This window comes from Coprococcus sp. ART55/1 (genome assembly GCF_000210595.1).
Classification (GTDB): domain Bacteria; phylum Bacillota; class Clostridia; order Lachnospirales; family Lachnospiraceae; genus Coprococcus; species Coprococcus aceti.
The window spans coordinates 2,310,500-2,326,913 of sequence record NC_021018.1 but is presented as its reverse complement, the minus strand read 5'-3'; the positions used below and the strand labels follow the sequence as shown (position 1 = coordinate 2,326,913).

General features: G+C 45.5%; 11 protein-coding genes. 1 reads left to right on the top strand and 10 read right to left on the bottom strand.

Going from position 1 to position 16,414, the window contains the following annotated elements; genetic code table 11:
• From CCU_RS14810 to CCU_RS10435, 3 genes are all read right to left on the bottom strand, one after another.
• The coding region (locus CCU_RS14810) for a phosphopantetheine-binding protein (protein WP_256364712.1) at nucleotides 1–119 on the bottom strand (119 nt) is incomplete at its 3' end.
• Between the two features lie 110 nt (nucleotides 120–229).
• Nucleotides 230–2,584 (bottom strand): X-X-X-Leu-X-X-Gly heptad repeats, encoded by a 2,355-nt coding sequence (locus tag CCU_RS10440; protein WP_015534622.1) that lies wholly within the window; start codon nucleotides 2,582–2,584, stop codon nucleotides 230–232.
• 57 nt (nucleotides 2,585–2,641) lie between these two features.
• Nucleotides 2,642–4,759: an efflux RND transporter permease subunit gene (locus CCU_RS10435; RefSeq protein ID WP_015534621.1), complete on the bottom strand. Its 2,118-nt coding sequence runs from the start codon at nucleotides 4,757–4,759 to the stop codon at nucleotides 2,642–2,644.
• A gap of 182 nt (nucleotides 4,760–4,941) precedes the next feature.
• On the opposite strand from CCU_RS10435, the gene CCU_RS10430 reads away from it, so the two are divergent.
• The gene (locus CCU_RS10430) at nucleotides 4,942–5,574 is read left to right on the top strand and encodes a TetR/AcrR family transcriptional regulator (RefSeq protein WP_055145091.1); all 633 of its coding nucleotides are present in this window, start codon (nucleotides 4,942–4,944) and stop codon (nucleotides 5,572–5,574) included.
• A gap of 365 nt (nucleotides 5,575–5,939) precedes the next feature.
• Here the strand turns inward: CCU_RS10430 and CCU_RS10425 are convergent, their stop codons facing one another.
• The 7 genes from CCU_RS10425 to tilS all read right to left on the bottom strand — a co-directional run.
• Nucleotides 5,940–6,491 carry a Predicted phosphoesterase or phosphohydrolase gene (locus tag CCU_RS10425; RefSeq protein ID WP_015534620.1) on the bottom strand — a complete coding sequence of 184 codons (552 nt, stop codon included), beginning with the start codon at nucleotides 6,489–6,491 and terminating at the stop codon, nucleotides 5,940–5,942.
• Nucleotides 6,492–6,625: 134 nt separating this feature from the next.
• Nucleotides 6,626–8,842, bottom strand: coding sequence for an RNA ligase (locus CCU_RS10420; RefSeq protein ID WP_015534619.1), 2,217 nt, complete (start codon nucleotides 8,840–8,842; stop codon nucleotides 6,626–6,628).
• Between the two features lie 384 nt (nucleotides 8,843–9,226).
• Nucleotides 9,227–11,320: a glycoside hydrolase family 13 protein gene (locus tag CCU_RS10415; RefSeq protein WP_015534618.1), complete on the bottom strand. Its 2,094-nt coding sequence runs from the start codon at nucleotides 11,318–11,320 to the stop codon at nucleotides 9,227–9,229.
• A gap of 395 nt (nucleotides 11,321–11,715) precedes the next feature.
• Nucleotides 11,716–13,065, bottom strand: coding sequence for an esterase/lipase family protein (locus CCU_RS10410; RefSeq protein ID WP_015534617.1), 1,350 nt, complete (start codon nucleotides 13,063–13,065; stop codon nucleotides 11,716–11,718).
• 83 nt (nucleotides 13,066–13,148) lie between these two features.
• Nucleotides 13,149–15,191 (bottom strand): ATP-dependent zinc metalloprotease FtsH, encoded by a 2,043-nt coding sequence (gene ftsH / locus CCU_RS10405; RefSeq protein WP_015534616.1) that lies wholly within the window; start codon nucleotides 15,189–15,191, stop codon nucleotides 13,149–13,151.
• A gap of 23 nt (nucleotides 15,192–15,214) precedes the next feature.
• Complete coding sequence (hpt, locus tag CCU_RS10400) at nucleotides 15,215–15,736, bottom strand: hypoxanthine phosphoribosyltransferase (protein ID WP_022216999.1); 522 nt, start codon at nucleotides 15,734–15,736, stop codon at nucleotides 15,215–15,217.
• On the bottom strand, nucleotides 15,733–16,414 hold a 682-nt coding region (gene tilS, locus CCU_RS10395; RefSeq protein ID WP_208896164.1), incomplete at its 5' end, for a tRNA lysidine(34) synthetase TilS. The genes tilS and hpt, both read right to left, overlap by 4 nt.

Sequence of the window (16,414 nt, the reverse complement as noted above, 5' to 3'; positions counted from 1 at the left end):
ATCTCGTAAAGATCAAGTGAATCAACACCAAGATCATCCTTGAAGTTTGTGTCAAGCTTCATCTCGTCCTGTGAAACTCCTAACTGCTCCTCGAATATTGCCTTAACCTTATCAAACATGTTTTAATCCTCCTAAACTATAGTAAATGTTACCATTATCCTCACGGACGCTTATACTATAACCTAAGGCTACAGTAAAGTCAACACGAAGATTTTCATTGTTTTTTCGCTTATTTTTCAGCGTCAGACTTGATCGCACCTGTCTCATATATGAACTTAACTGTGCTCTTTGTACCATCGATCGTACCTGTGAAGCTTGTGTAAGTTGTGTCGTCTGAGAAGAGTGCCTCTATATAATCAATGTCTGCCTGATAATTGCCTGCAAACAGCTTTGTGATCTTCTTGATACCCTCTTCGTTGAACTGCTTCATTCCATCGCTGAGAGTCTTTGAACCTGTTACAAGCTCCTTTGCTCCGTCATCCAGAGTCTTGCTTCCGCTGTCAAGCTGTGATGCTCCATCACTGAGGGTCTTTGCTCCTGCTGCGATCTGGCCTGCACTTGAATCAAGAGTTCCTGCCGCCGTCTTTAACTGGCTGCTTCCATTTGCCAGTGTTAAGCTTCCCTGATACAGTGTGTTCATATTTGTTGATATTGTAGCTGCTCCATCGCTGAGAGTCTTTGTACCCTTCTTGAGTGCTGCTGCACCTCTTGAGAGATCTCCGGTTCCCTTTGCGATTGCCTTGACACCTGCATATGCGGAATCGATTCCTGTTGAAATGCTTGAAGCACCGTCACTGATGGTCTTGAGTCCTGTTGACAACTCGCCCATCTTGGTATCCAGTGTCTCAGCACCCTGCTGTAATGCTGTTATCTGTGCTGTTGTCTCCTCTGAAGTCAAAGTAGCTGTGAGGGTCGTTCCTATCTGATCGATCGCATTGAGAGCACCCTTTGCCTTTGCAAGGCCTGTGTACTGTGCAAAATATGCATCGTATGTTCCATCGCCCTTTGCCGCATCCAGAGTAGTCTTACCTAATGCAAGTGCTCCTTCAAGCTGTGACATAGCCGCATCTATTCCGGCCTCGCTTGTTATGGAACCGCCGAGCTGGCTGTATACATTTGACTGAGCCTGGCTTACGATCTGTGATGGCATTCCTGTCAGCATGGTGATCAATGTGTTCACACCATTATTGAGCTCTGTAGCGCCCTTTGCAAGTGCCTGTGAACCTGCATATGCATTGCTTGCTCCTGATGCCAGTGAGCTTGCGCCCTTGGAAAGTCCAGGATTGCTGTCCGTTCCCTCAAAGCCTGCCTGAAGTTCATTTGCACCCTTGTTTAACTTATCAGCACCACTCTTGAGTGTGCCAACACTTGTATCTACTGTCTTAGCTCCAGTTGCCAGTGTCTTAGCTCCGTCATTAAGTGCTGAAGAACCATCCTTTATGGACTTGATTCCATCGTCCAGGGTTCCCATGGCTGTTGATATCTGTGAAGTACCATCTGCCAGCTGGCTTGTATATGTCTCAAGTGAAGCTGCACCGTCTGCCAGTGTGTCAGCACCCTTCTTTAATGAGTAAGTACCATCCTTCAGAGTCTCCAGACCATTTGTGATCTTTCCTGAACCCTCCTCGAGCTGATCTGCAGAATCACCGAGCTGATCCACACTGTCTGTGAGTGAGCTGACATCAGCCTTGTCCTTAACCTCGTCTATGGCATCCTCTGCGCTTGATCCAAGAAGGTCACTTGCTGCAACCGTCATGGTCATTGAGAGCTCGAAGTCTGTGACATCCGCTGTAACCTCAACATAATCAGGTACATCTATGTTATCAAGTGCTGTCTCTATCTTGCTGTCATTTATACCATCCTGTAAGCACTGCTTGAATCCAGGAACTGCATATCCGACTACGATCTGGTTGCTTCCCTCTGAGATGACCTTACCATTCTCAACCTGAACGTTTGAGAACTTATCTACAGGAAGGATCATTCCTGAGAGCATTACAAATGGTGAGATGACCTCTGTATTCTTGCTGTCCACTGTGACTGTCTTCTTGGTGTTGTTGGTATAATCAAATCTGATGGTGACCTTACCGCTCTTGCCTGCAAGCTCTGAAGGCTCTATCTCCTCGCCGTCAAGCTTGTATGTTATCTTTACATCTACAGGGAGCTCCTCATTTGACTTGCCCTGATAGTAGATATCTGATCCATTTGCAGCCCATGTTATAGTGCCATCGCCGTTGTCCTTGTATTCCTCATAGCCCTTCACGTTCTGGATGTCTGTGAGGTTTGTCTTGTCGTTGAGTCCCTCTGCACCATCTGAGTTCTTCAGCCATGTGCTGACTGTAACGTCATTTGCATTTCCATTTGCATCGGCAAGGACATATACTGTCTCTTCCTTGTCTGCGTCAGATGCGCCATCCTTGGATATCTCAGATGTAAGTGCATCCTGAAGTGTGTCTGACTCGCTCTCGGTTGTAGCCTCGGCCTTGTCTGAGGATGAGCTGTCATTTGTATCTCCGCATCCTGTTGCCAGTGATGCCATCATAACTGCTGATAATGCAACGCATATATATTTCTTCCATTTGATCATATTATTACCTCTTTTCATAGATTACAAAAGTTCCGTAGTTACATCTGTTTATAACTGCTATGCCTGAGTGGCTGCAGTGTCCTCATCGCTAACCTTCGCTGATGGTCCATCCATCAGGTTCTTCCTGTATCTGAACATGATGACCTTATCGAAGAGCATCAGTGCTGATGGAAGCATCAGGATAACTGCACACATACTTATGAGTGCTCCACGAGCCATAAGTGTACACAGCGCGCTGATCATATCTATATCTGAGTAAAGACCTACGCCAAATGTTGCAGCGAAGAATGAAAGTGCGCTGACAACTATGGACTGTACTGACTCCTGGCATGCTGTTGCCACGGCGTCAAACTTTCTGTATCCGTTCAGTCTGTTTCTCTTGTACTTCGTTGTCATCAGTATGGCGTAATCAACCGTCGCGCCGAGCTGGATAGTACCGATAACTATTGAAGCTATGAACGGTATCTCTGTTCCGGTGAAGCAAGGGATACCCATATTGATGAATATCGCAAACTCTATGACTGCCACAAGTACGATTGGCAGTGATATTGAACCGAATACACAGAGGATGATAATGAATATCGCTCCGATGGATACTGTACTTACAGATGCGAAATCCTTATCTGTTATAGTGATAAGATCCTTTGTACAAGGAGCCTCACCAACCAGCATGTTCTTCTCGTTGTATGAATCGATGGTATTATTGATCTCTGTACACTGATTGTTAACCTCATCTGAAGCAACCTCATACTCTGATCCGACGAGTATCAACTGCCAGTCATCGCTCTTGAGCGCCTCTGTGACATCTGAAGGTATGAAGTCGGTTGGAATACCTGCTCCAATGATGCTGTCAAGTCCGAGACAGAACTTAACTCCATCGATGTTCTCGATATCTGACATCATGTTTCTTGTGTCCTTGTCACTCTGATCATTTGTGACAAGTATCATATGTGTTGAATTCATGTTGAATACCTCAGCCAGCTCTGTGTTGGCCTGAACACTCTCCAGACTGTCTGGAAGTGATGAATCCAGCTTGTAATAAACCTTTGTATGATTGTATCCGTATATTGCAGGGATCAGGATGATCACGAACAATACAAGGAATACTTTGTAGTGCTTAGCTATGAATTTTCCTACTCCCTTGAACTCTGGAAGTATTACTCTGTGTGTTGTCTTCTCTATCGCCTTGTCAAATACAAGGATGAGTGATGGAAGTATCGTTACACATGCGATAACTCCGAGTACGACACCCTTTGCCATGACGATACCAAGGTCAAGTCCGAGGGTAAAGCTCATGAAGCACAGTGCAACGAATCCGGCAACTGTTGTTATGGAACTTCCCACAACTGATGATATTGTCTCTGCGATGGCGTGTGCCATAGCCTCTTTCTTATCCGTGTATTCCTTCTGCTGTGCCTTGTAGCTGTGCCACAGGAATATGGAGTAATCCATTGTAACTCCGAGCTGAAGTACCGCAGCCAGCGCCTTTGTTATGTATGATACCTGACCCATGAGGATATTTGATCCAAGGTTGTACACGATCGCCATTCCTATACTTGCAAGGAAGAGTACCGGGATCATGATAGAGTCCATTGTGATCGCCAGGATGATACTACTCAGGATAACCGCTATAAGTACGTATATCGGGGTTTCCTTCTCTGACAGCTTCTTGGTATCGACGACAACCGCTGACATACCGGACAGGAAGCACTGCTTGTTTGATATGCTTCTTATCTCCTCGATGGCATCCATTGTGCCGTCCGCCGATGTGGTATCATCAAATATGATGGCCATCATGGTGGCATTCTTTTCGTCATTATTAAATGCATCATAAAGGCTTTCAGGAAGCATATCCTTTGGTACTGACAGGTCTGCAAAGCTGTCATACCATATAACCTTTGATACATGGTCTACTTTTTCAATCTTTGATTTCAGTGCGGATACATCTTTGTCTTCCATCCCCTCTACCACATACAGCGAGAAGGCTCCTGTACCGAACTGGTCAACCAGTATATCCTGACCTTCCATGGTCTCGATATCCTTCGGAAGATATGACAGAATATCGTAGTTTACCCTGGTCTTGATATAACCGTATGCCGCTGGTATGAGAAGAACTAAGCTGAGAATCAGTATTACGACCCTCGCACTTACTATCTTTTCTCCTAGTTTTAACATAGCCATAACATCTCCTTTTTCTATTCTGTGGTGGATTATACAACCTGATATTTCTTAAATAAACTACCCAAAATACGAAAACGTTTACATTTTGTTACAAATATGCTAATCTGTAACAAACGTTTGAACACATATTCAAAATTGATTATAAACAAATTATAAACTGAGGGAGGTTTGGGAAAGTGCCTAATCCAAGCGAGGAAAAGACTGAAGATAAAATTATCAAAAGCTTCAAAAAGCTTGTAAACGAATATTCCTTTGATAAGATCACTGTCACGATGATCGCTGAAGACGTCGGAATATCAAGACCGATATTCTACAGACATTTTAAAGACAAATATGAGCTGATGGATTACATGCTCTACAATGAGGTGACCAAGGAACTGGAGGTACTGCTTGAGCACAACATGATCCTTGAGGCCATAAAATATCTCTTCACACACATTATTAATGAAGCGAAGCTTTACAGAAAGCTTTTTGAGACAACCGGGCAGAACAGCTTTGAGCAGGTCATGATCGAACAGTTCACCAGTTTCTTCAAGGAACACCTGAAGATATTTGACACGGATCAGATTCCTGACAATCCTATGCTGTCTCCTCTTATTATATGTAAGTATCTGGTAATGGGTCTCACCGTTGCCATCAAGGGATACCTGAACAGCCCGGAGATCACGAGTATCAACGTGGATCAGGCTGTGGAGGCTTATTACTTCCTGGTGTCACACTCCATATTCGAGCTCACCAAGGAGGACTTCCGGCCGAAGCTGTTCCAGGCGGTGGATCGAAATTACATTACGCTGCCTTCCAAGAATTAACTGCCGGACGCCCATGGGTGCTGAGACGGACGCCCATAGGTGCTGACGAGGGATTGTGCCCATCCGGGAAAGCGCAAAAAGCCTACACGGTGGTGTAGGCTTTTTATTATGCTTTCCCGGAGGTAATCTACTTTTTCGTTAACACCTATGGGCTGGTTTTTTATAGCATTAAATTACACTATATGTCATTTAATATTTTCATAATTATACAATTCCTCCTTATTCCTTCTTTTCCGTTTACTTCTATGTTTTCGCTGCATGATGCATTCTGATTTTACTTCCGGCAGTTATTGGAAGCATGTGGAATTACAAAACTTGAAAATACAGGTTGCCAGTTACATATACATACGTCCTTATACCTCTTATCATTTAGCCTCTGACTGTAATCTGGCTTGATATATCTCGTTATTTCGGATGATCTCGTCAGCGGTGCACGGCATGTAGTTGTTGATCATGCAGCCTACATTGTAAGCACGTCCCTGGCCGGTCATGAAGCTGTACACTTCAGGACTGCTCTTGTGGATATGTCCATAGAAATGGTATGCCCCGCTTTTCTTCTTATTCCACTCAGCTATCGGAAAGTGACACATAACTATCAGCTTACCTCTGTCGCTCACATAGTCCATCTTCTGTATATCGTCGAAGTAGGACTGCAGCTTCTCACTTCCCATTATTACCTGATCGTGATTGCCAAGGATGAGGCGCTTGTGTCCTTTAAGTCTTGCAAGGATCGGCTCCGGATCTTTCAATTTAAAGCAGAAATCCCCGAGAATATACACTGTATCATTCTTTCCTACCCTGCTGTTCCAGTTATGTATCATTCCATCAGCCATATCATCCACATCTGTAAATGGTCTCTCATCAAATTTTATAGCATTTGCATGTCCAAAATGAAGATCTGACGTATAAAATATCATACAATATCACCTCTCATTCCTACTCAGCGTACCATGTAAATATATGCAGCAGCCTGGATAATTTTCTATGTCTGGCTGCTGCCATGATATAACATAACCCGTCAAACATTCACCGTGTTATCTCTTATGATCACCTATATCAGGCTATCGCCTTCCGCCTGCTTCATGTCATTATAAAACCATCTTCTAAGCGTGCATATATCCCTCGGAACATTTGCGGGATCCTCTGTATCGTGAAGCTTTCTCACCCACGCATAGTACTCATTTGCAAGAGGGGTGGTGAGTGCCGATGTCTTCTTGATATATCCGTTTCTGATAGCCTCATGGGATATTGTCCTCATAAACTTCCAGAAATTGTAGTATGCAAGCTTGAGCTTTGTCATATATCCGGCGCTGTCCTCGATGACAAACCCCTCTATGACTCTGCCGTTATACTCGTAATCATCCTCAAGGATATCATAATACCAGTCATAGAACTCCTGCCAGGTTGCAAGCTCGCAAGCCTTCTTCTTTGGTGTCAGGCCGAACCGGTGGGCTGTATCACACATCGCATCGTAATCATACTTTGCATAGTTTATCTGGTTGTAAACTATATCAAGCAGATACAGATTGCTCTCCGGGTACTCTATGATGTGAGGATCATGCTTCATATCAACACACTCAAATACAAATGTCACATTATTGTCCTTCGCAAACCGCTTCATATTCTCTATATTCTCCAGTGTCACCTTCTCATATATCATATCCTTCAGCCAGCCGGCGAATGGTCCCTCTATGGTGGATTTGCTCGCTATCAACAAATCGTCGTTGTACTCATCGTAGCTCACGAGTCCCAGGAAACCGTTCTCCTTGACATAGGCAGTCACCGGAAACTGCAGCTTATTCTGCAGCATATCAAACTTTGTCTCAGGGCGCTCATTGATATTAAAGAACTTGTCATACGCCCTCGCTGCGACTCTTCCCTTGAATGTGTCAATGTACAAGCCCCTTGCTCTTGTGGTCTGCTCATCCCACACCCTGTCATTGAATGCCTTGCTCGTGAAGTTGAATGACGAAATATTGCCAAATGTCTTCTCCTGTATGTCCCTGTTCCCCCGCAAGGAGATGATCACATCTGCAACAGAGCTTGTGGTAACGGTCTGTTCCTCCTGTATCTCAGGTGCCTTGAACACATCATTGTGGATCTCCACCTCATGGATTCCATCAGCATCCACCCGAACGCATCTGAGTTCCCCGCCATACTCGACTCTGCCCTCAAGGTTGAACACTCTGTCATTCACCCGCACCGGGAGCAGCTTGGTGTTCCTGTGTCCATGGATCTGATAGTAATTCGCCGGCATCTTCCCGTAGAATGTCTCTGCGATCTTCTCGAAATCATTGTAAGCTCCGACTCCATGTATCATCTGATCAGTTGCCACAAATGTGAGATTGTCGGGAATCACACTGAGTCCCGCATGGGTCACCAGATATACATTATCACCGTAGCTATAGTAAGCACACTGTCCAAACCTTCTGTAAAGCTTCCGCACCTCCTTCTTGTCGATTCCGGAAGCATCGAGGATTGGTCTTGTCACAAGCTCAAACTCCTTCGACCTGCCGGTGCAGTCATTTGCCCACAGCCACAGCCATCTCTCGTGATTGCCCTCAAGCATGAGAACATTCTTCCTGTCCATGATAGATATCAGGAAATTTACAACCTCCGCATTCTCCACGCCTCTGTCGATATAATCACCTGTAAATATATAGAACTCATCATCCTTTATACCGCCATTGTCATCCAGATACTTCATCAGCGCTGTATAGCATCCGTGAACGTCCCCGATGTGATGGATCCTCTTATACTGGGAGAAATCCCTCTTCTTCATCCAGATGCTGTCAAGCTCGTCCGGCTTTATGACCGTGATTCCCGAAGGGATCTTTTGTGTGGCAAAGCGGGAGTACATCTTGTCAATAACGTCATCTGATACCCTCTTGAACTCCTCCCTCCCGGCATTTCTTCTCTTCACCTCTTCTATAGGTATATCTGTAAAATCTACACAATACATTCTGTATCTGTACGTCTCACACATATTCTTATATCTGTTCATCTCCGAAGTCTTGGAATTCGTGGCATCTATCACCGTAAATTCGCCCTTCTGCATGCGGATCTCAAGAAGGCTGAACAATGTCTTCCACACCGTACCATCATTGTTCTGACTGATTCCTCTCGTACCATCCACCTGCAGCACCGGACTCTGACAAAGCAGTCTGATGTCGTCCGCTGAAAGTGTGTATGGTTTTAATCCATTCTGCTCGATCCATGTAGATTTGCCACAACCGGCAGATCCCCTAAGCAAAAGCAATACTCTCATATTCTATCTGCCTCCTTCTTTACAATACTATTTTGTCCAATATACCCTATCTCCCTATATTTTTCCACCCAACCTGTAGTTTAATCTATCTGTTTTCTAAATTGTGTTTCTTGGATGGTGTTTCTTGGATCGTTACAAAGTCATGGACAAACATAGAATTCGGCTCGCCGCAGATTTAGACGATAACACGGGCAAGCAATTCCATTTTCAATCCATTTTCTGTGCAAGCATTACTCTTGCAAATAAAAAAGCTCCCCGGCAAATGATTCTTTCAATAACATCATTCGTCCAAAGGAACTTTTTTATATTTTTATGTCATATATCTTTGTCTTGTATATCTTTGTCTTGTATATCTTTGTCTTGTATATCTTTGTCTTCCGGCCATCAGGCACGAACAAGCACCATCGCACTCATCTTTGGAGCCTTGATCGTGAGTACGTTGTGCTCCACCATGAAATCCTGTGGCTCCAGCGTGTACCCCTCTTCATTTGTCAGCATGACTCTTCTGAGGATCGAATGGTTGTACACTCCGATCTGACGGATATGAAGCTTCAGATCCACATCCTCATAGTTGGTGTTCATGATGACTACCACCTGCTTGTTGTCAGTAAATCTTCCATAGCAGAGTATCTTGTGTCCGCCGTGGAGATATAATACAGAACCAGACTTAAGTGCCTCGTAGGACTTGTGTATTCTTATCATATCCTTGTGGAACTGTATAAGCTCCTTGTCCTCGTGGCCCCACGGATAAGTCCTTCTATTATCAGGATCTGTCCATCCGCACACACCAGCCTCATCTCCATAGTATATGGTAGGAGCTCCCGGCCACGTCATCTGGAATACGACAGCCTGTCTGAATATACCCTTGTCCACGCCCTGATCAGCAGCATCCGCTCCCATGGTGTGAAGACGTCCGACCTTTCTGTTGGTTCTCGTAAGGAATCTGGAATGGTCGTGGTTGGACAGCTCATTCATGGACACGTCTATCGATGGTCTAAGAAATCTGGACATGTGATAGTTCATCGCGCCCTTGAACGCGTCATAATTACCCAGAAGGTCACCGCGGAACTCGTCGCTGTGCTTCTCAACACCGCAGAGGAACCATGTGATAGGCTCCATGAACGCATCGTAGTTCATGACAGTATCCCACTGATCTCCCTTCAGCCAGCTCTTTGGATCACCATAGTGCTCAGCCAGAATTATCGCATTCGGATTTGCCTCTTTAACATTTCTCCTGAACTCCCGCCAGAACTGGTGGTTGTACTCTGGGGAATGTCCCAGATCCGCAGCCACGTCAAGTCGCCATCCATCTGCATTATACGGAGGTGACACCCATTTCCTTGCTATCTTCATGATGTACTCAACCAGCTTCGGCGAATCCTCGTAGTTGAGCTTTGGCAGGGTGTCATGACCCCACCAGCCATCATATGTTGTATTGTATGGCCATGCATTGTCATTGTAGAACTTGAAGAAAGTGTTGTAAGGGCTGTCCTTCGATACAAACGCACCCTTCTCGTAGCCCTCCTGATTCTCGTATATACACTCCCTGTCCATCCATTTGTTGAATGAACCACAGTGGTTGAACACGCCATCCAAGATGACCTTCATGCCACGCTTGTGTATCTCCTCAACCAGCTCGGCAAAGAGCTGATTGCTGGCCTCAAGATTCTTTTTATTTGTAACTCTGTTGATATATCTCGACGACTGCTTGTTCTCAAGGCATCCGCCCGGAAGGCAGTCACCCTCATCGTCAACTATTCTTCCATAGTGTGGATCAACGTAGTCGTAATCCTGTATATCATACTTATGGTTGGATGGTGATACGAATATAGGGTTCAGATATATTACATCCACTCCCAGATCCTGCAGATAATCAAGCTTATCCTTGACACCCTGGAGATCTCCGCCATAGAAACGTCCCACATCCATGGTGCTCGGCCTCTGATTCCAGTCCTTTACCTGAACTGAACCGGTACCTATATATGCGTACTCATTATCCAGCACATCATTGGAAGTATCCCCGTTGCAGAACCTGTCCACAAATATCTGATAAAATACCGCACCCTTTGCCCACTCCGGCACCTTGAATCCCGGACATATCTCAAAGTCGTACTCTCTGTCGTTCTGCTTCGTAGGTCCCAGCTTGTCATAAAAGCATGTGACCCTTCCCGAATGTATCTCAAAATGATATCTTATGAATGGCAGACCTCCAGGTATCGTTGCGGTATAAAAGTCAAATATTCTGTTGGAACTCTCCTTTGTCATCTGTATCTTTTCTTCATTATATATAAGGAACACTTCATCCACATTATCGGCTGTAGTCCTGAATCTGACATTCACATCCTGATCCACATCCGGCTCCTGTGGGCTGACATAATATTTGCTTCCGTCCGCAAACAGTCCGCCTTTATTTAGTATGGGCTTTACATTATATACATAATCATGTATCTTCTGCCCATTGGTCTTCTTTTCCACCATACAATAAAATCTCCCTTGCACATACTCTTTTTTATATTAATACTTTTCGGGAGATTAGGCAACAAGATAAAACATATATTAGCTGCAAATATACAGCAGGAATCGCCTCATATCAGACCATCCTGCCCAATTTCTGTTTTCACCAAAAGTAAAAGAGACAGTCACCGAACGACTGTCTCTTTTGGAGAAGGTATTTTGTTACTTTTATGGGGTGTAGCCAAAACTATATAATGTATTGGGGGTTACAAGTATTATTATATACAAATCCCGTCAAAAGTCTGCCCAAACATTTTTTTATTTGGCAAATGTCATTGTGCAATATCACAATACATTTCCTGAATATTACCTGATTTTTACTTTTTATTGTTCACATTAGACAAAACACCGGGCATTTTCTAAAAACCGCGTCTCTTCAGGTCACTCACAAGCTCCACATAAAATTCCCTCACATCAAATGTATCTATATTTTCCCTGTTCAGGTCTATCACGTCTCCGTGGGAGATTCCACGCCTGCCCTGAGGCTTCAGGTATATGAAGTTTGAGCCCCATTTGAAAGATTCATATCCGACAAGTCCATCGTTCTCACCATCAAACTGCTTTACGAATGCGTTGGTGGTGTTGAGCGGGAAGCGTCCACCTGAAGGCTTCTTCATACATGAACCCGTGCTCTGTATGTATACGCCCTGTGGATCAGGGAGCTCTCTGTTCAGGTTTTCACACGCTGATGCCGTGAGATCCGTCACCGCAGCTATGAAGTCCGGGTTTGTGTCACCCAGCTTCTTGAGTGCAGAATTGTAGGCATTTGCCACGGTCTGCTGCTGTTTCTCCGGTATCTTGCCCAGAAGATAATCCGCAAATTCGCATCCCCTGTGCGGAGTGTTAATCGTTGTGAGTGATGCTACATAAGGGGCCATACCGAGCTTCGATATGGCATATCTGCTGTCAAGGCCTCCCTTGGAATGGGCTATGATATTCACCTTCCCGCATCCTGTTTCCTTCAATATCTGCTGTATCCTGTCAGCTATCTCCCGTCCGGAGTCAGCCACAGATGCGGCGGACTGATGGTTTCCGTAGAATATGGTCGCACCATTCGCCTCAAGTGCCGCAGGGATCCTTCCCCAGTAATTCAGATACCTGAAATCCCTGAAGAACACTCCGTGTACCATGAGTATTGGATATCTGGTGGCGCAGACCCGGTCAGCCTGTCTTGCCTTATCCTTTATAATCTTCTCGTTCTCCAGAACCGTCTCACCTGATGCCAGACTTATCAGCTTGCCAAGGACTATCAGATGTACCACCGGAATCCAACCGCACAGTATACCGATCACTCTCCATTTGATACCGAGCTGCCTGGATGACACATATATCCTTATTATTCCAACCCAGAATGTGACCGCCAGCACAGTCACCGCCGTGAGTATGTACAGAACCCAGTTCTTCCATGTCCACGCACCAACATCTATCACATGCACCAACAATAGTATCAGCACAGCCACAGACATGACCGTTGCCGCCAGGAAAGAGTACAGATTCTCGCATCCCCTCTGACACCTTCTGATCCCACTCGACTGGATATTTTTCAGTCCGAGAAATGGCATAGCGGTCAGCAGTACATATACTGCTATGAACACCACAACTATAAGCGGCATGAGTGGTATATTCCACTCCGGACACCTTGCCAGCAGATATACATTTGCCAGCAGGAACGGTATCACCGCATTTATCCCTCTCTTTATTATCTTCATCCCTTGTTCTCCCTTCCGTCATATATCCAACATAAGCCAAATGCCCGCAAGAAAACTGCGGGCATCTGTATTGTCTTTATATATTACTGTTTGTCTGTCTGAGTCTCAGCTTTCTGCTCTGCAACAGCATTATCTGCTGCATTTACATTCTCTGCTGTACTCTGCTCTGCACCGTTGCTCTGAACATGTGCATCTGCATCCTTAGCATCGTCTCTATCGAACAGTGCTTCAAACTCAGCTCCTGTTATTCTCTCCTTCTCAAGAAGAAGCTTTGCAGACTTGTGAAGAACATCCACATTCTGCTCCAGAATCTCATAAGCCTCCCTGTAACACTCGTCAACGATCTGCTTAACCTCCTCATCTATGGCGGCGGCTATCTTTTCGCTGTATGGCTTGGTATGTCCAAGATTTTTCCCGAGGAATACCTCCTCCTGATCATCGCTCTCATAGTTGATAAATCCAAGATTTTCGGACATTCCATACTTCGTAACCATGGATCTTGCATAACCGCTGGCCATCTTGATATCCTGTGAAGCACCCGTGGTAAAATTGCCAAATATGATCTTCTCTGCAATTCTTCCGCCCATGCTAACTTTTATCTCGTTGAGCAAATGCGCTTTAGTAATATATTCCTGATCACCCTGTGGAAGCGGCATGGTATATCCTCCGGCTCCGGTACCTGTAGGTATGATAGACACAATATGCACCGGGCCAACATATGGAAGGAGATGGAACAGTATCGCATGTCCCGACTCGTGATATGCCGTGATTTTACGATCCTCCTCGGAGACCACATGGCTCCTCTTCTCACCACCGACTCCAACCTTGATATATGATTTGTCGACATCTTCCTTATTGATATATTCCCTGCCGGCCTTCGCAGCAGAGATCGCAGCCTCATTCATCAGGTTCTCAAGATCAGCTCCCGAAAATCCGGCTGTTGTTCTGGAGATCTCGTTGAGATCAACATCTTCTGCCAGAGGCTTGTTCGCAACATGAAGCTTGAGGATTTCCTCTCTGCCATTGATATCAGGAGGATTGACAGATATCTTTCTGTCAAAACGTCCCGGACGGAGGATCGCTTTATCCAGTATGTCCACACGGTTGGTAGCTGCAAGAACTATGATTCCCTCATTCGCTCCGAATCCATCCATCTCTACAAGGAGCTGGTTCAGAGTCTGCTCACGCTCGTCATGTCCACCGCCAAGTCCTGTACCTCTCTGTCTGGCAACGGCATCGATCTCATCTATAAATACGATACATGGTGCGTTCTTCTTTGCCTGTGCAAAAAGATCTCTCACTCTCGCTGCACCGACACCGACGAACATCTCCACGAAGTCTGATCCTGAAATACTGAAGAACGGAACCCCCGCCTCTCCTGCTATGGCCTTTGCCATGAGTGTCTTACCTGTTCCAGGAGGGCCGACAAGAAGAACTCCCTTCGGTATACGTGCACCGACCTTGATGAATCTGCCCGGGTTCTTGAGGAAGCACACTATCTCTTCGAGATCCTCTTTCTCCTCACTGAGACCGGCAACATCGTCAAATGTTATTTTCTTCTTATTATTTTTCTTATCTTCCTTCTCTTTCTCATCAGGCTCTGTCATTTTCGCCCTGCTCTTGCCAAAGTTCATCATCTGGCCTCCACCGCCCTGTGATGATCTCACGAACAGCAGCATGACAAAGAACATGACGATCATGACAAGGGCATACGGAATTATCACACTCCATATGCTCGTCTTCTCCACATCGTTCAGGCTGCATCTGGCAACGACCTTCTTATCGTCATCCGAGCTTACGGTCGCATTATACTTGTCCACACTTGCCTGATAGTCGTTATAAATCTTCACGACATCATTGACATCTGTGGAATAAAATGCAAGAGTCTTTCCGTTGGTGAACTGCACCTGAACTACCGCCGTAGGAATCTCTGCATTTGGCTGTATCGACAATGCCAATATCTTGCCATCATCCAAATCCTCTGTCAGATCTGTGTAACTGTAAGTGGTGGTCACTTCAATCTTGTCGCTCTGCATCCATCTGTTTATGAGGATGAAAGCAACTATCAGGATCAACAGATAGATTATCATTCCATTCCTGAATTTTCTCTTATCCATATTTTCCATGTATATGCTCCTTAATCAATATATTACTGCTCTATGACACCTATATATGGAAGGTTTCTGTACTTCTGGGCACAGTCAAGGCCGTATCCCACAACAAATCTGTCAGGGATCTCAAAACCTGTCATATACAGCTCAACCGGGATAACTCTTCTGTCCGGCTTGTCAAGCAGGGTCACAACCTCAAGGCTTGCAGGCTTTCTCTCGCCGAGAAGCTTCACAAGGTATGAAAGGGTTCTTCCCGAATCAAGAATGTCCTCCACGATAATTACATCCTTTCCCTCTATAGACTCATCAAGGTCCTTGTTCAGCTTGACAATACCTGATGACTTTGTTCCATCGCCATAGCTGCTCACAGACATGAAGTCCATGGTGACCGGACTCTTCATTCTCTTCGCAAGCTCACACATGAAGAACACGCTTCCCTTAAGGATTCCGATCAAATGTATCGTCTTTCCCTCATATGCCTTATCTATGGCTGCTGCCATCTCGCTTATTCTGTTTTCCACCTCACTGCTGCTGAGCATAACACCAATCTGTTCTTTCAACTCTGTTTCCTCCTGTTAAAATTCAACTCAATTATCTTTTGTGTATCTTCTGTCACTTTATAATTCTCGCCAATCCTAAGTCCCACGGCCCACACGACCTCCTGCCCGGATGTCACAAGTGGAATATTACGCCGCTTGTCCACCGGTATCTTACAGTCAGTATACAGACGGTTGAGCTTCTTTCTCGAGCCCGCAGAATTAACGACTATATAATCCCCGTTTTCAAATGTCCGCAACTGCAGACACTGTTTTATTTTACCATAATCAAGAAACTTCGTACACTCTTTTTTTGCAAGATCAAGGGCTTCAGGTCTGTCGTAGATCCTGACCGTAAGCCTTCCCTCACACAGCTCATACTCACCATCACAGGTGATGTCTATGTCCACGCAGCCCGGCAGCCCGCCGTCCTGACAGCTCTGGTCACCGGCGCGGTTCTCACCGCCGGCAAATACCAGTCTGCCGTACTCCAGCCACACCCTCGCACCGGCAGGAAGATTGATCCCCGCCCCGGTGTCAGCCGAGTACAACTTCGTAACCTCCGACACATGGCTCATGCCGATATCCTTCAGGCCTCCGCACACCATTCCGATGAGCTTTCTTATGACAAGCTCCTGCACGAGCCTGTCCTGCTCCTTGAGAGCCGCCATGTCCAGCTCATATCTCCGGTCAGTGCTGTCT